The following is a 23,143-nucleotide window of genomic DNA, read 5'->3' on the forward strand; positions in this document are numbered from 1 at the left end:
TGTATCGGGGTCCTGAGAAAAACCCATCGCGGTCTGAGTTTCCGCGGACTCGTAGGTGGAGCAGTCCACCGATTCGGTGATGCGGATCTCGTCGACGCGTTCGCAGGATCCGCTGAGCACCATGCCAACCAAGTTCGTCATCCCGGGGTGCGCTCCGCTGCCGAATATCGTTGAGCCACCGCGCTCGCAGGCGTCGAGAATCCGCTGCCGATCCTGCGGCGTCTGCTTGCCGCCGGTGATCCAGGCCGCGCTGGAGCACACGTTGACACCCGACTCCAGCAGCCGCACCAGCTCATCGACGCCTGCCCACAACGGGTTATAGCAACACGCGTCGGGCCGCAGTGCCAGCAGCGCGTCGATGTCGTTGGTGGCCTTGACTCCGGTCGGCTCCGGCCAGCCGGACAGTTCGGCGGCGTCGACACCGACCTTGTCTCGGCCGTGGGCGTAGACGCCGACCAGTTCCATGTCCGGTCTGCCGATGATGGCGTGCAACGATCGCCGCCCGATGTTGCCGGTGGTCCACTGGATCACCCGAAACGGACAGTCTGCGCTGATCGTGCTCATCGGGGTCTCCTTTTCCGGTTGCGCCCAACGGTGGGCTTAGGCGTCCAACCGGGTGAATTGGTCCTGTCGGTACTGCTCGACACAGGCGGCTCGCCGGATCTTGCCGCTCGTGGTGGTGGGAATCGACCCGGGGGGTACCAGAACGAGGTCCTCAACGTTCAGGCCGTGCGCATTGGAAATCGCTGAGGTGACATCGCTTTTCACCTCACTGAGCCAGCGCATCGCCTCCTCGTTGGAGTGGCCGCGCTTCTTGAGTTCGATGACGGTGACCAGCTTCTCGGTACTGTTGACCGGAACCGATATCGCCGCGACCCGACCCCCCGTGATCTCTTGGACCGTAGCCTCGATGTCCTCGGGGTAGTGATTACGCCCACGAATGATCAGCAGATCCTTGATGCGGCCGACAATAAATAGCTCTCCGGAGAAGATGAAACCCATATCGCCGGTTCTTAGCCACCCCCCGTCAGGAGTGTCCGGCGACGGGTCGACGAGCGTGGCGCCGAAGCAACGCTGCTCCTCCGGCGGTTTGCGCCAGTAGCCGTCGGCGACATTGGCGCCATGTATCCAGATCTCGCCGACCAAGCCCTCCGGGCACACCCGGTTTGAGTCGTAGTCGACGATTCGTAGCGTGGGTGATTGCGGCACTTTGTATTTGACCAGTACTGTGCCTGTTCCGGCCGCGCACCGCTGAGCGCGGTCCGCGGACAGCTCCCCGAGATCGAAGTGAACTGCCCCCGATGATTCACTCCAGATACCAGCCGCGACGAAAACGGTGGCCTCCGCCAAGCCATACGACGGACGTAACATACGGTCCTGAAAATTGAAGTGAGCAAACCGATCAGCGAAACGTCGCAGTGTGGCTGGCTCGACACGCTCAGCACCGCTGATGATGCCCAGCACCCCGCCGAGATCGAGCCCGGCCAGGTCACTGTCAGTTGTTTTGCGAGCGGCCAAATCAAAGGCGAAGTTGGGCGCCGCTGACCATGCATGAGGACTCTCGGCCAGCGATCGCACCCATCTGGCCGGCAATTCCAAGAACGAAATCGGACTCGTCAGCTCGACGCGATGGCCGTTCAGGATTGGCGCGCAGATTCCCAGCATCAAACCCATGTCGTGGTATAGGGGCAACCACGACACCATGGTGGTATCAGATGGGGCGACAAGCTCGGCGTCCGCGAAGAAACCGCGCATCAGCTGCTCGAGATTCGCCTGGAGATTGCGGTGGGTGATCATAACCCCGGTCGGCAGCCGGGTGGAACCCGAGCTGTACTGCAAATATGCGACGCTCGGCAAATCAGCTGTGCCAGAGCCTATTCCGCCATCGACTTCCAGATTCATCGAATCGATTTCGACGATCTTTGGAACAGTATCCAGACGTGCTTGATCAACGTATTCGGCGATGTCTTCGGCGACCCCGGACGTTGTGAGAACAACGGAGGGCGACGTATCGGCAAGGATTGCACTGACACGGTCATGAGTCGAGCCGCGGTGCGGCAGCGGCAGCGGAACTGCGATGAGCCCCGCCTGTATGCAGCCCAGAAATGCCGCAACGTAATCGAGGCCCTGGGGAGCCAGTATCACTGCCCGGTCTCCGGCCGATCCATAGGGGCGGAGCTCGCCGGCGAGATTTAGTGTTCGGCGGGACAACTGCGACCACGTGAGACTCTCGCGGACACCCGCCCAGTCGTCTTCATAATCGGTAAAAGTGAACGCCACGTCATGGGGCCGCAGGCTGGCGCGCCCGTGCAGCATGGCGAGAAGAGGGGGCGGAGACATACCGTCAGTGGTCCGCTTCGCCTGCGCCGTGGGACAACACGGACATCGCACCGGCGAGGATCTGCGAGAACGGGTCAGCGCCGCCGCCGAATGTCGCCTGGTTGGCCGGCGCGGTGACTTCGGCTGGGTCGAAGCCTCTCACCGGGTCCACCTGAATCGGAGCGGTCGACGGGTCGTCGTTTCGCGAATAGCCGGCGTTCACTCGGGGGATCAGGATTGCGTCGAGCTTATTCAGCGTGTCCTCCGGGATCCCGATGTATTTCAGCGGCATCACAAGAGGAAGGTGCTTCTCCGGGACCATGATCGTCGTGTCTTTCGCGCCCCTGGAGTTGATGGTGGTTCTGATGTTCTGCGGCGGCACCATGCTCTTGTTCGTGAATGCCACCGCGGTGTGACCGGTGGCCAGACCCATAAGCGTGTTGGCGAGAGCGAACATGTTGTCCGGCCGGTCGGGGAAGTCTGCGATGGAGTCGTACGCGGCCACGAACCGGTTGGTGTCGTACTGGCTCTCGTACGGCGGCGGCATGGTGTAGTCGAGCGCGGGAACAACGCTGCCGACCGGGAATGTGGCGGTCAGGAAACTCTGACCGAAGGCGTGATGCCCGATGGGGTCGCCGAACGTTGCGAAGTTCAGCGTGTTCGGCGGGGGAGCAGCCGGGTCAGTTGCGAGCCGGGCTTGCGCGCCATCGACCACGAACCCGCCTTCGGACAAACCGATTGCCGTACCGGGCCGACCCGTTTTGATCGCCGCATCGAGGTTGTCTACTCCCGCGTCGACCGACTCCCCGACGCTGGGGCCGTCCATACCCAGGCCTGGGAACAGCTCATCGAGCTTGCCGATGCCCGGGAAGAGTCGCTCTAGTACGTGCCCCTGGACCTGGCCTGCGGGGTAGCGGACGATTTCGCGCTTCTGGCCTGGGAACCATTGGGCGCCTTCCTGGCGGATGTACTCGTCGTAGGGGATTCCCAGCACGTGAGCGCCGCCGAGGGCAAACGCTGTCTGGTCGCCCGGCGCCCCGGGAGTGGGCGGACCGCCGACCGGCGTGTCGTCAGCCGACGCAGCGCCGACGCCGAAACATGTTGTGGCGCTGACAGTTACCAGCGTCGTAACCTTCGCGAGTAGTTTCTTCATACCTACTCCTGACCCTTCGGCATCTCTCGTAGTTTCACATACATGATGGGTGCACGCTAACCGGGTTGCGGCTCGGCGCGTCCGGCCGATGACGGCGACAGTGACGGCCGCATTCTCAGTCGTGACGGCCACCAGTTCGCCCGCCCGACCAGCGCCGCGATGGCCGGAACCGTGATCGTGCGCACCAAGAAGGTATCAAGCAAGATTCCCACACCGATTACGAAACCGCCTTGGACCACGGTACCGATGCTGGAGAACAGCAGACCGCACATCGAGGCAGCGAAGATCAGACCCGCCGCGGTGATCACACCGCCCGTCGAACTCAGGGTGCGGATGATGCCATAACGCATGCTGTGCGGTGACTCGTCACGCATTCGCGAGACAAGCAGCATGTTGTAATCGGCTCCCACCGCGACCAACACCACGAATGCCAGCGGAGGCACGCTCCAATGTAATTGCTCGCCGAGGATGAACTGATATACCAGCGCACCAATGCCCACCGCTGATAGATACGAAATGACTACGGAGGCAACCAGATACAGCGGCGCGACAATCGCGCGCAGTAGCGCGATCAAGGTGAGCAGCACGACGAAGAGGGTGACCGCGATGATGAACCGGATGTCGTGTTGGTAATAGTCGCGGGTGTCCTTCAGTCCAACGGTGTAGCCCGCCATCGATATCTTGGCGTCCGCCAACGTGGTATTCGGTTGGGCTCCACGCGCGGTCGCAAGGATCGCGTTGACCTGATCCATGGCTTCTGTGCTGAACGGATTGAGTTTGGTTTGAACGAGGTACCGCACCGAGTGACCGTCTCGCGAGATGAATACCTTGGCGGCCTCCTGGAACTCGTCCAGATGCAACAACTGGGCCGGGATGTTGAACCCGGCCATTGCCGGTTTTGCAGCGTCGTGCTTCAACGACAACAAGAATGTCGCTGCCTCATTGAGCCCACCGCCTAGCTGTTTGACCTGGTCGACGAGCTGGTTCACCGCGTCAGCAATTTGCCGGCTCCCACCGGCGAACTGGTTGGCGCCACTTTGCAGCTGGTCCAGGTTCGCCTGCAGGCCGCCGGGCTGGTCCATCCCCATGGAACGCAGCACAAGGGTGAGCTTCTCGACTCCCGCACGCATCCGGTCGGTCGTGGCTTTCAGCGCCTGTTTGTCCGGGTAGTCCTGCAGCTGATGGGCCAGGTCATTGATCGCGTCGAGGTCTTCTTGATCACGCGAACCAACCAGCTGCTCGAGCGCGCCGCGGGTGTTGCTGCAGGATTCATCGAGATCGCAGACCGGGTTGCCCCGCAGCGCGGCCAGCACCGGACCGATCCATTCGAACATGTTCTTGGCCGCGCTGTAATTCCAGCCCATGGTGTTGCTGAGCGAGTTGACGTGGTCGACGAGTTGGGCCGCGATGTCAACCTCGTGGACCAACGTGTCGCCGCTGTATTGGTCCTTCGAGGACTTAAAGGTGTTTTCCAGTTCCTGCACGCTGGCGGCGAGCTCGCCGACTTGACCGCGCACTTCGTCGAGTTTGTCGGCCAGCGTGACCGACCCTGCCGACAGCTGGTTGAGGTCATTGGTGTGGTCGCTGATCAGCGTGGAGCCGCCGGCCAGAAACGTGCCGATGGCGCCCGCCTGATAGGTGGCCCGGAATTGTTCCGGCACATTCCCGGTGGGGCGCGTGATGCCGCTGATTGCAGCGACATTCGGCAGTTGGCTCACGCGGTCCGCCATTTGCTCCAGGTCTGCAAGGGCTTGCGGCGTGCGAAGGTCACGCGGTGACTGGATGAGGATGTACTCCGGAATGGACTGATTTACCGGGAAGTGGTGGTCCAGCGCGACATACCCGATGGAACTCGGAGCAGAAGACGGCAGGGCCTTGCGGTCGTCGTAGTTGTAGCGCACCAAGCCCGCACAGCTGGCCAGGATGGCCAACACAAGCACACTGGCGACCAGATGGGCCCTTGGCCGGCGCACAATGCGTATGCCCGAACGCCGCCAGAACCGGGCGGTCAGTTCGCGTCGCGGTTTGACCCAGCCGCGTGGTCCAGCGAGCACCAGAATCGCCGGCAGCAGCGTCACCCCGGCCAGGAATGCCACGCCGACGCCAATTGCCGCCGCGATGCCGACCGTTTTGAACACACCCATCCGGGCGAAGCTGATCAAAAGAAACGTGATTCCCACGGTGGTGGCAGATGCGGCGATCACTTTTCCGATGGAGATCAGGGCCCGCTTGAGTGCCTGGTCGAAGTCCTCACCCCGCCGCAGATAGTCGTGATAGCGGCTGATGAGAAAGACGGCGTAATCCGTTCCGGCGCCGGCCATGATCGCGCTCAGAAACACGATGGACTGGTTCGAGACGCCCGTGCTGGTCAGTTGGGAGTAGCCGGCCACCATCGACTGTGCGATCACCAGGGATAACCCGATGGTGATCAACGGCAGCACCATGGTGACCACGCTGCGGTAAACCACCAGCAGGACGATGAGCACGAGCACGCCGATTGCCAACTCAATCGGAAGCCGATCCCGATCGCCTGCGACCGTGAGGTCGGCGACGGTTGCCGCGGGCCCGGTGATGTTTACCGTCAGGCCTGATCCGGCGACCGAGTTTTTGACGATGTCGCTGATCTGGTTGAAGGCGGCGTAGGACCGCGGAGTGCCCAACTCGCCCGCGACACCGACCGGCAGCACCCAAGCTTTGTTGTCCTTGCTGGTCACGATCGAACGCAGTGGTGGCGTGCTGATGAAATCCTGCAACATCACGACGTCTCGCGGGTCCTGGCGCAGCGCGCCCACCAACTGTGAGTAAGTGGCTTCGTCGGCCTTGCCCAGCCCCTTGTCGTCGGTCAGGACGACCAACAGCAGGTCTTCGGTGCCCGATTCGTGAAACGCTTCGGCCATCTTTCGAGCGGTCACGCTCGACGGCGCATCGCTGGGCAAGATGGCGAGCGGATGCTTCTGGGACATCTCGCCCAGGGACGGCAAAGTCAGTGGCAGTGCGACCGCGATCGCGACCCAGATCCCGATGACTGCCCAGGGCCACCGCACCACAAAATTGGCTAGCCGTTGCATGTCGCCCTCACCACCCGCAAATCACTCAAATTGCGCCACGCTATGCGACGCGCCCCCAGTGCCCGCTGTCAGCGACCCGCACGCACACAGACTTCATCGCCTCCATGTAGCGGGTAACTGATTTCTGGGCGACCGGGTTATCGGGATGCATGATCGCCATGACCGTGCCTTCGCCGTACCGGAATACATAGATGGTCAGTTGATAGGAATACCGACCGTCGGGGTAGATTCCTATATTGTTCGCCAGGCCCAGGTCGGCTGCCGCCAGGATTGCGTTGAGCGGTGCAGCGCCGCCATGGAAGAAGTTCGACACGGGAAAGTTCGGCTCTGGCCACTTCAACCACGGTGCCAATTCCAATACCCGGTAATACGGCACCTTCGCCATGTCCAAAGCTGAATCGAAAGAAGCCTGCGCCGCCCACGCGGCATCGCTGAAAGAGGTCGCCGCTATTGGGACAGTGATCGGGATCAAGCCGGTGAACCAACCCTGCGTCATGAAATTGTCGCTGGCTGTGCGGGAATCCCTCGGAGTCAGTCCGTAGTACGTGAGAGCACCCGTGAACTCGTGCTCCACCAGGCCCAGGCAGGCGAACAAGCCGCCCACGAAGCGCGCACTGGCCGCAGCGCAGGCCGATTCGAATCGCTCCGTCTGTTCTGGGTCCATCAGGACTTCGGAGGTCATGTAACTGCTCGTCGCCTCCGACGAGTTACCTAACGGCAGTGGGAACTCAGGAAAGCCACCATCGTTGTTCTCGGCGAAGTCAATCCACGCGCGTACCTGAGGCGAATCGACGGTTAACGTTGAAGTGAAGTCGCGCTCGCGGGCACAGAAATCGTCAAAGCTGCCCGCGTCGGGAAGCGCAAGGGCCGCACCGCCTTGGCTCAACGCCGTATACATTCCGTTGGCTTCCAGCATCGTAGTGCCGATCAACGTCGCGTCTCCGTGGACGTGATCCATGGCGGCAAAGAGCGTGAAGTAATCCTCCGTCTGGATTATCCCGAAGGTAAAACAGCCCCACTCCAGCGGATTCGGTATGGCCACCACATGAGCTCGTATTTGATCAACCGTCAAGTTGCCGTAATTAATAGGCTCAAACTCAATATCAGCTGGATCGCTGATGGTGTGCCTGATGAACACTCCATCACCGGTGTGCTCGAACCAACTGCGGAACGTGTCATGGCGACGCAGGTATGCGTTAAGGGCTTGATCCATTGCCGAAACATCACACTGGCCGGGCACATCACAGCTACCGATGATTTGCCGGGAAAAGCTAAGCCCCGCGGCTGTTCGTTCGCAATAATTACGAAGATGTTGGCCCTGCATGTAGCTGACCGGCACGGAACTGACCGGCGCGTGCCGGGCCTTTTCGGCAGCTGCGGAGGTCGGGTGCCAGGAGGTGACTGAGCCTGGGGTCAACGTCCACTCATCGAGTGAGCCGACGGTAATCTTCCCGATACGCAAAACTTCCTACCCTCCTCGGTTTTGGACGGTTCGCCTCCGGCCACGCTGAACAAGATAACCCTCGCGGCTGTCACTGTGGCGGTCATACATGCGCCTGTGAAAGCTCACAGTAAGTTGACATGTCGCCACGCGGCGTGATGCGCAAGCCGTCAGCCATATTTGGCGTAGGGTGCGCGGTGTGTGTGGCGCCCGCTTTCGGCGCCACTTTTGCAATACTGGCGGCGGTCGTGCTTCTGGCGCGTAACCGGGCCGCCCGCTGCAATCGGTCTTCATCGTCCTAAAGCAGAAAGGACAACCGCATGGCATCCGTCGCAGGTCAACAGCACCCGGCACCGGGTTTTGCGATCGTTGGCTATGCGGCGCGCTTTCCGGGTGCCGCGGATGCCAACGAGTTCTGGCAGGTGCTGGCCGAAGGCAGGGATGCGATATCGGAGGTGCCTGCCGACCGGTGGGATGTCGACGAGTTCTTTGACCCGGATCCCGACACGCCCGGGAAGGTTGCGACCCGTCGGGCGGGTTTCGTCGATGACGTGACGGGGTTCGATGCGCCGTTCTTTGGTATGTCGGCGCGCGAGGCCAGGATGTTGGATCCGCAGCATCGGCTCTTGCTGGAAACGGCGTGGCGGGCAGTGGAGCACTCGGGTACCGCGCCAACGGCTTTGGCGGATACCAACACCGGTGTGTTCGTCGGTTTGGCCACCCACGATTACCTGGGCATGGCATCGGGCGAACTGACTTTCCCCGAGATCGAAGCCTATATGGCAATCGGGACGTCGAACGCCGCCGCAGCGGGCCGGATCAGCTTCCGGTTGGGGCTGCAAGGCCCGGCAGTCGCCGTCGACACGGCGTGCAGCTCGTCGTTGGTGGCAATTCATCAGGCGTGTCAGGCGCTGCAGTTGGAGGAATGCGACCTCGCCCTGGCCGGCGGTGCGAATGTCCTGCTCACTCCGGCGACCATGATCACTTTTTCTCACGCGCACATGCTCGCGCCGGACGGTCGGTGCAAGACGTTCGACGCGGCGGCAGATGGCTATGTGCGCGGCGAGGGTTGTGGCGTCATCGTCATCAAACGCCTTGAGGACGCGATCCGCGACGGTGACCGGATCCGGGCCGTGATCCGGGGCAGCGCGATCAACCAGGACGGCGCATCGGGGGGCCTGACGGTGCCGAACGGCGTTGCCCAGCAACGGGTTATCGCCGACGCGCTGAAGCGGGCCGGCCTGGCACCGACCGATGTTGACTACCTGGAGGCGCACGGGACCGGTACATCGCTTGGTGACCCGATCGAGGCTCAGGCCGCCGGTGCGGTGCTCGGTGCGGGCCGCGAGACGAGCGACCCGCTGTTGATCGGCTCGGCAAAGACGAACATCGGGCACCTGGAAGCAGCCGCGGGCATAGCGGGCGTCATGAAAGTCATCCTGTCGCTCGAGAACGAGCTGTTGCCGCCGCATCTGCACTTCCGCAACCCGTCGCCGCACATTCCGTGGGATCGCCTGGCGTTGCAGGTCGTGCAAGAGCCCACCCCCTGGAAACGCAATGGCCGGCCACGCATCGCGGGAATCAGCTCGTTCGGATTTGCCGGCACCAACGCGCACGTCATCCTCTCCGAAGCCCCCGCCGAGGCCGTCCCGGCCATCGCGGCGCCGGCCGACCAGCCCGCGGAAGGGCGGTTCAGCATCCTGCCCATCTCGGCGCGCACGCCCGATGCACTGGTTCAGATCGCTGATCAGTACCGCAGCTGGTTGAGCGGGCACCCGGAGGCCACCCTGGCCGACGTCTGCTTGACCGCCGGGGCGGGGCGAGCGCACTTCGAGCATCGGGCCGCGCTGGTGGTGAACTCCAAGGAATCCGCCAGCGAGCTGCTCGGTGCACTCGCTGACGACCGCCCGGCGCCCGGCTTGGTGCGCGGGGTTTCCGATGCCACACCGAAGACAGCGTGGTTGTTCACCGGTCAGGGCAGCCAGTACCCGGGCATGGCGCGGGAGCTGTTCGAGACCGAGCCGGTGTTCGCCGAGACATTGAACCGCTGCGCGGCCGCTGTCGCCGATGTGCTCGACAAGCCTTTGCTAGACGTTATTTTCGACGTGGATAGCCCGCAAGCAGAGGAAACGCTGCGGCAGACCACCTACGCGCAGCCCGCCTTGTTCGCGGTGGAGATGGGTCTGGCCCGGCTATGGCAGTCCTGGGGATTCGAGCCGGCCGTGGTGTTGGGTCACAGTGTCGGCCAGTATTCGGCGGCCTGCGTTGCGGGCGTGTTCAGCCTGGAGGATGGCGCGCGGCTGATGGCCGAGCGCGGCCGCCTCTTCGGCAGCCTGCCCGCGGGCGGCCGGATGGTCGCGGTCTTCGCGGCCGCGGACCGCGTCGAGGGCCTGACGGACCGGTTCCCGAGCTTATCCGTCGCCGCCTACAACGGGGCGAACACCGTATTATCCGGTCCTGCAGGTGATTTGGACCAGGCCGTGGCCATTTTGACGGCTGACGGTGTGCGATGCGACTGGCTGGAAACCAGCCACGCGTTCCATTCGGCGCTGCTGGACCCGATCCTCGACGAGTTCGAATCGTTTGCGAACGGGTTCAAATACACGTCGCCGCAACGGATTTTGGTGGATAACCGCACCGGTGCCGTGATCGGCCGCAGCCAGAAGCTGGACGGCAACTACTGGCGTCGCCACGCGCGCCAGCCGGTCGAATTCGCCAAGAGCGTGCAGACGCTGTCCGACCTGGGCTGCAAGGTGCTGCTCGAAATCGGCCCGCAGCCGGTGCTTACGGCCGCGGCCCTGCGGGCATGGCCCGACCCCGCCACCACGCCGCGCGCAATCGCGTCTCTGCGTAAGAACACCGCCGACCACCGCCAGATCATCGAAGCCCTCGCGGACGCATACGCTGTTGGACATCTCCCGAACTTCGGTGGTGTGCAACAGGGGGCGGCGCGAAAGCTCGACCTGCCCACCTACCCGTTCCAGCATCGCCAATACTGGTTCCGGGAAAATCGCGATCTGCCTAACCAGCAATCGCATATGTCGTCGAGTAGCGAGACCGTTCGGCTGCTCGAAGACGGCAAGATCGAAGAGCTGGCCGCGCTTCTCGGTGGTGCCGGCGAAGACGGCCAAACCCTGAATGTGTTGACAAGGCTGGCGGCGCAACACAACCAGCAGCGCAAGACCAAGTCGATCTCAGACGCGCGTTACGAGTTCCGTTGGGAGAAGATCAAAGCCGCGGCATCCGCCGCGGGTGATGCGGCTACCTGGCTGCTCGTCGGCGACGACGGCGAGGCGATGGCGCCGATTGTCGAGGCGCTGACCACGCGGGGCCAGCAGCACCGGGTCGTCGGCTTGCCGGCTTCGGACGCCGACGAGCAAGAGCTCACGGCGACGTTGCGCGCCGCGGCTGACGCGTCGCCGGTGGTGCGTATCCTCCACTTCGCGGCGGTGGAATCCGACACCGTGCCATCGCAGCGATCGCTGTTGCGGCTGCAACACCAGGTCTTGAGCGGAACCCGGCGGCTCTTCCGCGCCGCGGCGGCCGCCGAATCGCGGGCGTCGATCTGGGTGGTAACCCGTGGCGCACAACGGGTTACCGATGCGGATACCGTGTCACCCGAGCAGACTGCGCTGTGGGGATTCGGTCGTGCCGCCTCGCTGGAGCTGCCGCAGCTGTGGGGCGGCCTGGCTGACTTGTCGCAAGGCAGCGCCGACGAATGGTCGCAATTGGTCAGCCAGGTCGCGGCTGAACCGCGCCGCGAAGACCAGTTCGCGGTGCGTGGGCAAGACGTCTACGTGCCCCGGCTGGTGCGACGGGCCGGGCAGCCGAATGCCAGACCGCTGGCATTGCGTGATGACGCAACCTATTTGGTGACCGGTGGACTGGGTTCGGTCGGACTGGAAATCGCCGGATACCTGGCCGCCCACGGCGCCAAGTATCTCGTGCTGACCAGCCGGCGCTCGCCCAGCGAGGGCGTGCAGCAGCGCATCGATACGTTGAGCGAACAGCACGGCAGCGACATCCGGGTCTTCACGGCCGATGTCGCCGACGCGCACGATGTCTCGCGGCTGTTGTCCACCATCAAATCCGAACTGCCGCCGCTGGCCGGCATAGTCCATGCCGCAGGTGAAATAGGCATCACGCCGCTGAGCGACCTCAACGACGCCGAAGTCGAACGGGTATTCGCCGGAAAGGTCTGGGGTGCGTGGTATTTGAGTGAAGCAGCCGCGGACCTGAAGCTGGACTTTTTCCTCAGCACCTCGTCGATCGCCTCGGTATGGGGCGGATACGGTCAGACCGCCTACGCTGCGGCCAACGCCTTCCTGGACGGTCTGAGCTGGCGTCTGCGCGAGCAGGGTGTCGCCGGTGTCAGCGTGAACTTCGGTCCGTGGTCGGCGGGCATGGCCGACGAGGAGTCGCGCGCCAAGCTGAGTAAGCGTGGGATCAAGATGTTGTCACCTGCCGATGCTCTGGCGGGTCTCGCCGAGCTGATCGCAGTGGCTGGCGAGGAAGGTCCCGGACAAGCAACAGTCGCCCGGATCGACTGGGCGCGGTTCCTTGCGCTCTATCAGCAAGCGGGCCGGCGGGCGTTCCTCGCCGAGCTGGAGCGCGAGGTGCCCAGCGCGGTGCCGGTGACCTTGCCGTCCGGAAAGACGGAGCTGGTCGAGCGCCTCACCAATGCGCCTGTGCAGCAACGCCGGAAGCTGCTGTTGGACTTCTTGCGCGACGCGGTGGCCGATGTGACCCGGGTCGATCCCTCCGAGATCCGCGAGGACGCCGGATTCTTCGACCTCGGCATGGATTCGCTGATGGCCGTCGAGCTGAGGCGCCGCATCGAGCAAGGCGTGGGCAAACAGATCCCAGCGACGCTGGCAATGGACCACCCGCGACTGTCGGACACGGTGGATTACCTGCTCGGCGATGTGCTCGATTTGAGCGAACAGAGGTCCGGCCCGTCGCCGGCGGCCACGGTGACGGTCCGCACCGACGAGCCGATCGCGATCATCGCCGTGTCATGCCGTTTCCCGGGCGCTCCCAACCCGGAAGCGTTTTGGGAACTGTTGTCCGGCGGCATCGATGCGATCCGCGAAGTCCCCGAGGACCGCTTCGACATCGACGAGTTCTACGACCCCGACCCGGAAACTCCGGGCAAGACCTACACGCGCTTCGGCGGATTCCTCGACGGCATCGACGGATTCGATCCCGAGTTCTTCGGTATTTCTCCGCGTGAGGCCGTCTGGATCGAGCCGCAGCAGCGGTTGATGCTCGAAACGGTCTGGGAGGGCTTAGAAAGGGCGGGGTACGCGCCGTCCGCGTTGCGCGGCAGCCGAACCGGCATCTTCGCGGGCGTGGCCGCCAACGAATACGCGCATCTGCTGTCCGCCGAATCGATCGAGAAGATCGAGCCGTACTTCATCACGGGTAACGCGCTCAACGCGATCTCCGGTCGGGTCGCCTTCGCGTTCGGATTCGAAGGACCGGCCGTCGCGGTCGACACCGCGTGCAGCTCCTCGCTGGTCGCCGTCCACCAGGCGGTGCAGGCTTTGCACTCCGGTGACTGCGATCTCGCGGTGGCCGGCGGTGTGAATGTCTTGCTCAGCCCGGTGACGTTGGTCGCCGCCTCGCGGGCCCGGATGCTGTCGCCGGTCGGGCGATGCAAGACCTTCGATGCGTCGGCCGACGGCTACGTTCGCAGTGAAGGCTGCGGGATCCTGGTGCTCAAGAGGCTCAGCGACGCGGAGCGCGACGGCGACCGGATCGCGGCGGTGATCCCGGGCAGCGCCGTCAACCAGGACGGTGCGTCCAGCGGTCTGACTGTGCCCAATGGGGGCGCACAACAACGGCTTATCGCCACGGCGCTGGCCCGGGCCGGTCTGTCCGGCGGGGACGTCGATTATCTCGAGGCACACGGGACGGGTACTCCGCTCGGCGACCCGATCGAGGTCCAGGCGGCCGCAGCTATCTACGGAGCATCCCGCGATGCCAACCGGCCACTGCTGATGGGTTCGGTGAAGACCAACATCGGTCACACCGAATCGGCCTCGGGTGCAGCGGGTCTGATCAAGGTCGTGCTGTCGTTGCAGAACGGCGTGCTGCCGCAGAGCCTGCACTTCGACAACCCCTCACCGCACATCCCGTGGGGTTCGCTGGCGGTGAAGGTCGTCGACAAGTCGACGCCGTGGGAAGCCAACGGCAGGCTGCGGCGGGCCGGTGTGAGCTCGTTCGGATTCACCGGCACCAACGCTCACGTGCTGATCGAGGAGGCGCCGTCGCCACAGCCGGTGATCATCGACGAGCAGCCGGCGGATAACGGTGTGGCGGAGCCGAAGTCGGAGTCGACCGGCCCGGAGACTTCGGTCAACGTATTGCCGCTGTCGGCGCGCTCCGCCGACGCGCTGGTCCAGTTGGCGCAGCGGTACGGCTCGTGGTTGGCCGGCCACCCGGACGCTGATATCGCCGAGGTGGCCCTGACGGCCGGAGTGGGTCGCTCGCACTTCGAGCACCGCGCCGCCCTCGTTGTGGATTCGGTGCAGAGCGCAACCGCGGGTCTGGCCGACCTGGCCGCGGGCCAACTCCGCCCTGGTGTGGTCCGTGCCGAGTGCACCGACCGGCCGACGACGGCATGGCTGTTCACCGGCCAGGGCAGCCAATACCCCGGTATGGCGCGCGAATTGTTCGCCGCCGAGCCGGTTTTCGCCGAGACAGTGAACCGGTGCGCCGAGGCGGTCAGTGAGACCCTCGAGCAGCCGCTGCTGGAGGTGATCTTCGCCACCGACCGCGAGACCGGTGGCAAGGCCGGAGAAACGCTGAAGCACACATCCTTTGCGCAGCCGGCGCTGTTCGCCATCGAGATGGGTTTGGCGCGGCTGTGGCAGTCGTGGGGGATCGAGCCCGACGTGGTGCTCGGCCACAGCGTCGGCCAGTACGCGGCGGCCTGCGTCGCCGGGGTGTTCAGCCTCGAGGACGGTGCGCGCCTGATGGCCGAGCGCGGCCGGCTATTCGGCAGCCTGCCCACGGGCGGACGGATGGTGGCGGTGTTCGCCGACCCCAAGCAGGTCGAGCAAGTCGCCAGCGAGTTCCCGAAGGTGTCGGTCGGCGCGTACAACGGCCCCAACACGGTGCTCTCGGGTCCGGGCGACGACCTGGAGCAAGTCGTCGGCAAATTCGGCGAGGACGGGGTGCGCTGCACGTGGCTGGAGACCAGCCAAGCATTCCACTCTGAGCTGCTGGAGCCAGTGCTTGGTGAATTCGAGTCGTTCGCAAGCCAATTCGAGTTTGCGACGCCGAGGCTGCCGCTGGTCTGCAACCGCACCGGCGCCATCCTCACCGCGGAGACCCCGCTGGACGCGCAATACTGGCGCAAGCACTCCCGCCAGCCGGTGCAGTTCGCCGAAAGCGTGCGCACCGTCGCTGCGCTGGGCTGCTCGGTGCTGATGGAGATCGGCCCGCAGCCGGTGCTCACGGGGGCCGCGGTCCAGGTGTGGCCGGAGCATCTGGCCGCGCCGCGGGCGATCGTGTCGCTGCGCAAGGGTGTCGGTGACCGCGGTCAGATCGCCGACGCGTTGGCCAACGCCTACGTCAGTGGCCACCGGCCCACATTCGCCGCACTGCACCAGCAGCACGGCCGCCGGTTGGAATTGCCGACCTATCCGTTCCAGCGGCGTCGTTTCTGGCCGAAGAGCTCGGCGATCACCGTGGACGGTCCGGCGATGTCCGGATTGCTCGGCAGCGGAAAGGATCTCGCTTCTGGAGATTCCGTCTATACCAGCAGGCTGTCGGTCAAGTCGCAGCCGTGGCTGAACGATCACGTCATCTACGGCACCGTCGTCGTCCCCGGCGCCACGTATGCCGCGATGGCGCTGGCCGCGGTCGGGACGCCGGCACACGTCAAGGAAGTCTTCTTCTACGAGCCGATCATCCTGCCGGAGAAGGCTTCCCGCGAGGTGCAGCTGACGCTGCATCCGCTGGACGAGGGCTGGAAGTTCCAGGTGCACAGCCGCCCCTACGGCGTTCGTGACTCCGAGTGGTCGCTGAACGCCGACGGAACCGCCATCGCCGGCGCCGGTGAAGAGCCCGAGGTCACCGACTCGGCTGAGCCGATCGACGCGGCGATCGAGCGGATGGAGCGCATGCGTCCGCAGGAGTTGTTCGAGACCTTTGACGACTTGGAATTGTCGTGGGGCCCGAACTGGTCCGGATCGCTGAAGTCGTTGTGGCTGGGCGACGGTGAAGCGATCGGCGACATCTCGGTCGGCGAAGAACTGTCCGAGAACCTCGGCACCGAACCGATGCACCCGGTCCTGATGGACCTGTGCACCGGCGTCGCCTTCCCGGCCTTCCCGGCGCTGCGTGCGGCCGAGCAGGGCGTCAGCGGTCTGTTCCTGCCGCTGCGCTACGAGCAGGTGACGCTGAAGGAGAAGATGCCGCGTCGGTTCTACTGCCGGGCGAAGTGGCACACGAATGAACTGATGAGCGAAACCCAGGTGTTCGACCTCGAATATCTGGATCGGGACGGCCGCAACCTCGGCGGGATTCGCGGCTTCACCGTCAAGCGGGCTCCTCGAGAGGCGTTACTGCGCGGGCTCGGTGGCGACACCACCCGGCTGCTGTACACCCTCGGCTGGCACGAGGTGCCACTTGCGCCATCGAGCGCTGATGTCGACGACGCCGCAACCCCCAGCGGCACATGGTTGGTCGCTGGATTCAGCGAGCTGGCGGCCGCCCTGCCGGGCTGCATCCCGTTCGACCGGACCAACGACTCCGAGCTGCTGGGCCATGCGTTGGCCCACGCGCACGAGAAGGGCTTGCCGTACGCCGGCATCGTGTGGCGCAGCTCCGGGCGCAAGGCCGACGAGTCGACCGCAGAGCAGATCACCCGGCTGGAGGCCGAGATCGAGAACCTGCTTAGCGCGGTGCACACTGCGCAAGCCGACAACTCGGTGAAACTGCCTGGCGGGCTGTGGATTGTCACCGAACGGGCGGTCGCGACCGAATCCGGAGAGCCGGTCGATGCGGTGCAAGCGGCGCTGTGGGGCCTCGGGCGCACCATCGGAAACGAGGAGCCCGGCCTGCGCAGCAAGCTGGTCGATCTCGATGGATCGCCGGAAGCGGTGAAACTGTTGACCGGCCTGCTCGGCGCGCCGATCGATGAGCCGGAACTCGCTTTGCGCCAAGGCAAAGCGTTGGCATCCCGGTTGCTGCAGTGGTCGCGCAGCGGTCACCTCACGGTGCCGCGCGCCGACGATTACGCGCTGCTCCCGACCGAGCGCGGCGCGATCGACAACCTGCGTCTGACCGAAAAGGAAGTGTTGTCGCCGGACAAGGGCTACGTCCAGGTGCGCGTCGAGGCCGCAGGCCTGAACTTCCGCGACGTGCTCAACGTGCTGGGCCTCTACCCGGGTGACCCGGGGCCGGTCGGTGGCGACTTCGCCGGCACCGTCACCCAATTGGGTGAGGGCGTGACCGGACTGGAGGTCGGCCAGCGGGTCTACGGCTCCATGCAGGGTGCGTTCGCCAGCCGGTTCAACGTGCCGGCCCAGTTCGTGGCGCCGATCCCGGACGGGGTGAGCGCGGTTGAGGCCGCGACCATTCCGGCCGCGGCGCTCACGGTCCGGCTGTCGTTCGACTGGGCGAAACTGAATCCCGGCGACAAGGTGCTCATCCACGCCGCCAGTGGTGGTGTCGGATTGGCCGCCATCCAGATGGCGCAACAACATGGTGCAGAGGTCTACGCGACGGCAAGTACCTTCAAGCGGGCGACACTGCGCAAGCTCGGCGTGAAGCATGTGTACGACTCGCGCACAACTGATTTCGCTGACCAGATATTGGAGGATACCGGCGGCTCGGGTGTAGACGTGGTACTCAACAGCCTGACCGGCGAAGGGTTCGTCGAGGCGACGGTCCGGGCGACCGCCAAGAACGGCCGTTTCGCCGAGATCGCCAAGCGGGACATCTGGACTCCCGAGCAGATGGCCGAGGCCCGACCCGATATCGCCTACGAGATCGTCGCGTTGGACGCAGTCATGTTCGACGAACCCGACCGGATTCACACCTTGCTCAGTGAGGTGTCGGAGGGGTTGGCGAAAGGGCAGTGGACACCGTTGCCCGCCGAGATCTACCCGCTGACGGAGGCCAGGGCGGCGTTCCGGCGCATGCAGCAGGCCCGGCACATCGGAAAGATTGTGTGCCAGATGCCGAATCCGCTTGCACCGCGGCCTGATCGGAGCTACCTGATCACCGGTGGTCTCGGTGCGATCGGTCTGAGCACGGCGTCGTACCTGGCGCAGCTCGGGGCCGGTGACATCGTGTTGACCAGTCGGCGTGAGCCGGATGTGGAGGCGCAGCGGACGATCGCCGAGATCACCGAGCGCTACAAGACCCGCATCCACACCTTCTCGGCCGATATCGGTCAGGAGTCGGACGTCGAGCAGCTGCTGGAGCGCATCCGCGCAGAGTTGCCTGCGCTCGGGGGAGTCGCGCATCTGGCCGGTGTGCTCGACGACGCGCTGCTCAACCAGCAAGACCTGGACCGGTTTCGGACAACGTTGGCGCCCAAGGCGTTCGGTGCGTGCTACTTGGACCGCTTGACGAGGAACGACAAGCTCGACTTCTTCATCGTGTCGTCGTCGGTGTCGAGCTTGCTGGGCTCACCGGGTCAGGCCAACTACTCGACGGCCAACGCGTTGCTTGACGGTCTGATCGCCGACCGCAAGGCGCACGGCCTGCCGGCCACCGGGATCAACTTCGGTCCCTGGGGTGGGGGCGGTATGGCGTCGTCGGAGGCCGCCAGCGCCAACATCAGTGCGCAGGGTCTGCTCCCGCTGGATTCCTCGGGTGCTCTGGGTGCGCTCGCCGAAGTGGTTGCCAACGGGACCGGGCAGGCGACTGTCCTGAAGGCCAACTGGGCGCGCGCGGCGAAGGTGCTCGGCAGTTCCCGTCCGCCGATCCTGGACCTGGTGTTGCCGAGTACGATGGCCGAGGTCGTCGACAGCGAATTGCTCAAGCAACTGCAGGAACTCCCGGTGGCTGAGCGGGCGACGTTCATCACCGAGTTCCTGCAGCGCGAAGTGCAGGGCTTCCTGCGGCTCGCGCAGCCACCCGCCCCGACGAGCCGGTTCCTGGACCTGGGTACCGACTCGCTGATGGCGGTCGAACTCCGCAATAGGTTGCACAGCCAGTTCGGTGGCAAGTTCACGATCAACGCCACCGCGGTGTTCGACTACCCGACGATCGGCGGGCTGGGCGAGTATCTCGCGGCTCAGATGCCCGATGCGGAGTCGGAGTCGGGCGATGCGGCACCTGCTGCAGAGGCCGAGGCCGAGCCGGAAGCCGGTGAGGGGCAAGCGGAGACGGCCGCGGCGTCGTCGTCCAACGGCTCGTCGAACGGTTCGTCGAACGGTTCGTCGAACGGCTCGGGGTCCGGCGCGGCGGAGCCGAGTGCGGAGCCGGAGCCGGAGCCGGCCGCGGAGCAGAGTTGATCGACGGCGGGTTCAGTCGGCCACGCGGAAGGTCGCGTTGACCTTGGTCGGCTGAACCCGCACCACCAGCTCGCCGGGCACGGCGTTGCGCTGGCCGAATTCGTCGGCGCGGTCGGCTCCCATGTAGCGCCCGCCGATCCGGGTCGCGATGTCGAGCAAGTCCGGCGCATTCTCTTCAGCCCTGGCGATGCCTTGCACCTGAACGAACGAGAACGGCGGATGCGGGTCGTCGACGCAGATCACCAAACGCGGATCCCGCGCCAGCGCACGACCTTTGGCTGTCTGGGCTCCGGTGTTGAACACCAGCTCCCCGTTGTCGACAATGAACCACACCGGAGCTACCAGCGGCCGGCCGTCGGCCGCGACGTAGCCCAGCATTGCGGTGCGGGTGCCCTCGGAGAGAAAGTCGACGACTTCCGCTGAAAGCCCGGCCATCACAGGACTTACAGCGTCACAACGTCGTAGTCGCCGACCTGATCGATCAGCACATGCAGCTGGTCCTGGGAGGAACCAAGGGTGCTTTCGATCGCGGTCAGCCTGGCCGCATAGTGGCCGACCGGATACTCCGCGGTCATACCGATACCACCGTGCAGCTGAATCGACTCCTGCGCGACGTGCCGTCCCGACCGGCCGATCTGCAGCTTGGCCCGTGCCGCGACCACCGGGTCGAGGTTGCCATCGGCGATCGACATCGCGGCGTAGAGGTTCATGCTGCGGGCCAATTCCAGCGACACATACATTTCGGCGGCACGCTGGGTAAGAGTTTGAAACTTGTTGAGAGTGACACCGAACTGCTTGCGGGTCTTGAGGTAGTCGGTAGTCAACCGCAGCGCCTCTTCCATGGCACCGACCGCCTCGGCACACAACGCGGACTGGATGCGGACGAGGCCATTGCGAATGGCGGCCGATGCGTCCACCGCATCGCCGACCGGCTCGCCCGGCGTCTGGTCCAGGTCGATCTGCGCGCCCCGCTGGCCGTCGAAGGTGCGATACGGCTGGCGGGCGACCGCATCACCGTCGACCAGGAACAACCCCACGCCGCCGTCGGGCAACTGCGCGCTGACGACCAGAGTGTCAGCAGAGTCGCCGGCCAGCACCGGGTTCTTTCGCCCGCTGAGCAGCCACGAATCACCTTGCCGCACAGCCGTTGTCGCAACACCTTTGCCTGGCGCTCCGCGCATCCCGGGTTCGAGGTGGGCAAATGCCAGCAACCGCTGCCCGGCGGCGACCTCGTCCAGTAGTTCCTTTTGTGCATCGCTGCCGACCTCGGCGATGATCGCCCCCGGTCCCAGCGCCGCGTGCACGACGGGCTCGGGTGCCAGCCGGCGCCCGACTTCGGTGAGCACGACCATCACCTCGATCTGGCCGGCCTCGTCAGAATCGAAGCCCAGTCCGAGAATCCCCGTGTCGGCCAGCTGACTCCATACGTCGCGGCTCCAGCCCAGCTCGCTGCCGATGACCTTGTTGCGGCTTTCCGGGTCATAGGTTCGGGCTAGTAGATCGCGGGTGGTATCGCGGAGCAGAACCTGTTCGTCGCTCAACTGAAAGTCCATGGCCTTACCTCATTTTCCTGAAACGCTGCCGCGTTCCTACAGTCCGAGAATGGTGGACGCGATGATGGTGCGCTGTACTTCGTTGCTGCCGCCATAAATCGACGTCTTGCGGTAGTTCAGGTAGTGCGGCGCGCTGCCCTGCGCCCACTCCGGCGACACGATTTCGTCGCCGGCGTCGAACGGCAGCGCATCCGGCCCGGCGACTTCGACAAGCAATTCGGTGGCGATCTGCTGCAACACGCTGCCGCGCAACTTAAGCACGGACGACGCCGGATTGGGCTTGCCGTCCGCGGAGCCCGACGCGACTCGCATTTGTGTGAGTTCCAGTGCCAGCAACTCGTTTTCGGCCTCGGCGAGCCGGGCGGCGAACAGCGGATCGTCGAGCAGGCCGGTGTCGGTGGCGCATTTTTTGACCTCGGCCAGACGAACCTTGGTGCGGCCCACTCCGGCGATGCCGGTCCGCTCGTTGCCCAACAGGAACTTTGCGTAGGACCAGCCCTGGTTCTCTTCTCCGACAAGCTGATCGGCGGGTACCCGGACGTCTTCGAAGAACACCTCGTTGACTTCGAAACTGCCGTCGATCAGCTTGATCGGGCGCATCGTGATGCCCGGAGTGTCCAAGTCGATCAGCAAAAACGAGATGCCGGCCTGCTTTTTGGGCGCCTGCGGGTCGGTGCGCACCAGGCAGAAGATCCAGTCGGCGTATTGGCCCAATGTCGTCCAGGTCTTCTGACCGTTGACAACATAGCTATCGCCGTCGCGCAGGGCGGTGGTACGCAGCGAGGCCAAATCCGAGCCGGCTTCGGGCTCGGAGAACCCCTGGCACCACCAAATGTCGAGGCTGGCCGTCGGGGGCAGGAAGCGCTGCTTGGTTTCCTGGGACCCGAACTCGGCGATCACCGGTCCGACCATCTTCGCGTTGAAGTTCAGCGGTTCGGGCACCGAGGCCAGCTGCATCTCGTCCAACCAGATCTGGTGCTGAGCGGGCGTCCAGTCCTTGCCACCCCACTCGACGGGCCAGTTGGGCACCGCCAGCCCGTGGTCGTTGAGGATCTTGTGGCTGGTGAGGAAGTCGTCGCGGTCGAGCGGCCCACCCCGACGGGCTTTCTCCCGAATCTCCTCCGGAATCTTCGTCGTGTAAAAGGTGCGCAGCTCGTCGCGGAATGCGGCTTCATCCGGTGTGAGTGCCAGTTGCACGGCAGTCTCCTCTGCTGGATACGACGGTCCTGTCGTGCACGTTATCTGCACACCCAACCAACCGGTCAGGCGGCTGGCTCATAGCGACGCGGCGAGCGCCTGCAACGTCTCGGCGGAGGTGTACTGCGGCGTCCACCCGAGCTGCGTTTTCGCCTTTCGGGTGTCCATCACCACCGATGTGCGCGCGATGTGCAGCCATTCGGCGGCCGATGGAACCACGGGCAAACGCGCGACGACCGCCGACGCCGCCGCCGCGGCAACGGCGGGCACGCGCACCGGCCGGCCGCCAAGCGCCTCGACGACATCGGAGACCGACAGCACGCCGTCGCCGGCGATGTTGTAGGCCCCCGGTGGAGCCGATCCCGTCGCCGCCAAAGCGATGGCAGCGGCGACGTCGTCGTGATGCACCAGCTGCAGCGGATTCCCAGGATCGGGAACGAGCGGTTTGAGCACCGGCAGCACGCGGCTCGCGGTGCTGAAGTAGGGCACCCGGTTCCACTGCAGCGCCTCGACGAGCGCGTGCGCATGCGGCCCCGCCACGATGCAGGGTCGAAGGATGAACACCTCCAGCGGCGATGACGTGGTGAGTTCAGCGAGCGCGGCTTCGCAGGCGGCCTTCTGCTCGGAGTAGTAGTGCTCGGGCGAACCTCGCGGCGGAACCTCCTCGGTGAGCGGGACCGGATTGTCGGAGTGGTAGCCGTAGGCGGCCACCGAGGAGCTGTACACCAGCCTGCGCGGCCGACCGTCCGGGGCACCGGCGACGCAAGCTTCGAAGACGTTACGGGTGCCGCTGAGATTCACCTGCTCGCTGTCCTCGCGCGACCCCATGATGACGAATGCCAGGTGAACCACTACATCGGCTTCGGCGACCAGCTCGTCCACCGCGTCGCGGTCGAGGATGTCGCCCTGGCGGTAGACGGTCGTGGTCCACC

At 64.8% G+C, this 23,143-nt stretch carries 9 protein-coding genes and 1 pseudogene; 1 reads left to right on the forward strand and 9 read right to left on the reverse strand.

Annotated elements, in window-relative coordinates; all coding sequences use genetic code 11:
* The 5 genes and pseudogenes from WBF82_RS07975 to WBF82_RS07995 all read right to left on the reverse strand — a co-directional run.
* Nucleotides 1-564: pseudogene (locus WBF82_RS07975) on the reverse strand (dihydrodipicolinate reductase); the annotation flags it as partial.
* 36 nt (nucleotides 565-600) lie between these two features.
* On the reverse strand, nucleotides 601-2,340 hold the full coding sequence (locus WBF82_RS07980) for an AMP-binding protein (RefSeq protein WP_424382507.1): 1,740 nt from the start codon (nucleotides 2,338-2,340) through the stop codon (nucleotides 601-603).
* Between the two features lie 4 nt (nucleotides 2,341-2,344).
* Nucleotides 2,345-3,472 carry an acyltransferase PE gene (pe, locus tag WBF82_RS07985; protein WP_424382508.1) on the reverse strand — a complete coding sequence of 376 codons (1,128 nt, stop codon included), beginning with the start codon at nucleotides 3,470-3,472 and terminating at the stop codon, nucleotides 2,345-2,347.
* A 56-nt stretch (nucleotides 3,473-3,528) separates the two neighbouring features.
* Entirely contained in the window at nucleotides 3,529-6,540 is a 3,012-nt protein-coding gene (locus tag WBF82_RS07990; RefSeq protein ID WP_424382509.1) for an RND family transporter, read from the reverse strand.
* 40 nt (nucleotides 6,541-6,580) lie between these two features.
* Nucleotides 6,581-8,002 (reverse strand): condensation domain-containing protein, encoded by a 1,422-nt coding sequence (locus WBF82_RS07995; protein WP_424382510.1) that lies wholly within the window; start codon nucleotides 8,000-8,002, stop codon nucleotides 6,581-6,583.
* 299 nt (nucleotides 8,003-8,301) lie between these two features.
* Between WBF82_RS07995 and WBF82_RS08000 the strand changes: the two genes are divergently transcribed.
* Complete coding sequence (locus tag WBF82_RS08000) at nucleotides 8,302-19,461, forward strand: type I polyketide synthase (RefSeq protein ID WP_424382511.1); 11,160 nt, start codon at nucleotides 8,302-8,304, stop codon at nucleotides 19,459-19,461.
* 12 nt (nucleotides 19,462-19,473) lie between these two features.
* On the opposite strand, the gene WBF82_RS08005 is transcribed toward WBF82_RS08000, so the two are convergent.
* The 4 genes from WBF82_RS08005 to WBF82_RS08020 all read right to left on the reverse strand — a co-directional run.
* Nucleotides 19,474-19,896: a PPOX class F420-dependent oxidoreductase gene (locus WBF82_RS08005; RefSeq protein ID WP_424382512.1), complete on the reverse strand. Its 423-nt coding sequence runs from the start codon at nucleotides 19,894-19,896 to the stop codon at nucleotides 19,474-19,476.
* An 8-nt stretch (nucleotides 19,897-19,904) separates the two neighbouring features.
* Nucleotides 19,905-21,014: an acyl-CoA dehydrogenase family protein gene (locus tag WBF82_RS08010; protein ID WP_424382513.1), complete on the reverse strand. Its 1,110-nt coding sequence runs from the start codon at nucleotides 21,012-21,014 to the stop codon at nucleotides 19,905-19,907.
* 36 nt (nucleotides 21,015-21,050) lie between these two features.
* Nucleotides 21,051-22,211, reverse strand: coding sequence for an acyl-CoA dehydrogenase family protein (locus tag WBF82_RS08015; protein WP_424382514.1), 1,161 nt, complete (start codon nucleotides 22,209-22,211; stop codon nucleotides 21,051-21,053).
* 78 nt (nucleotides 22,212-22,289) lie between these two features.
* Nucleotides 22,290-23,143 (reverse strand): NAD-dependent epimerase/dehydratase family protein (locus tag WBF82_RS08020; RefSeq protein WP_424382515.1); only part of this gene is annotated, 854 nt, incomplete at its 5' end.

Source organism: Mycobacterium sp., from assembly GCF_049673265.1.
Taxonomy (GTDB): domain Bacteria; phylum Actinomycetota; class Actinomycetes; order Mycobacteriales; family Mycobacteriaceae; genus Mycobacterium.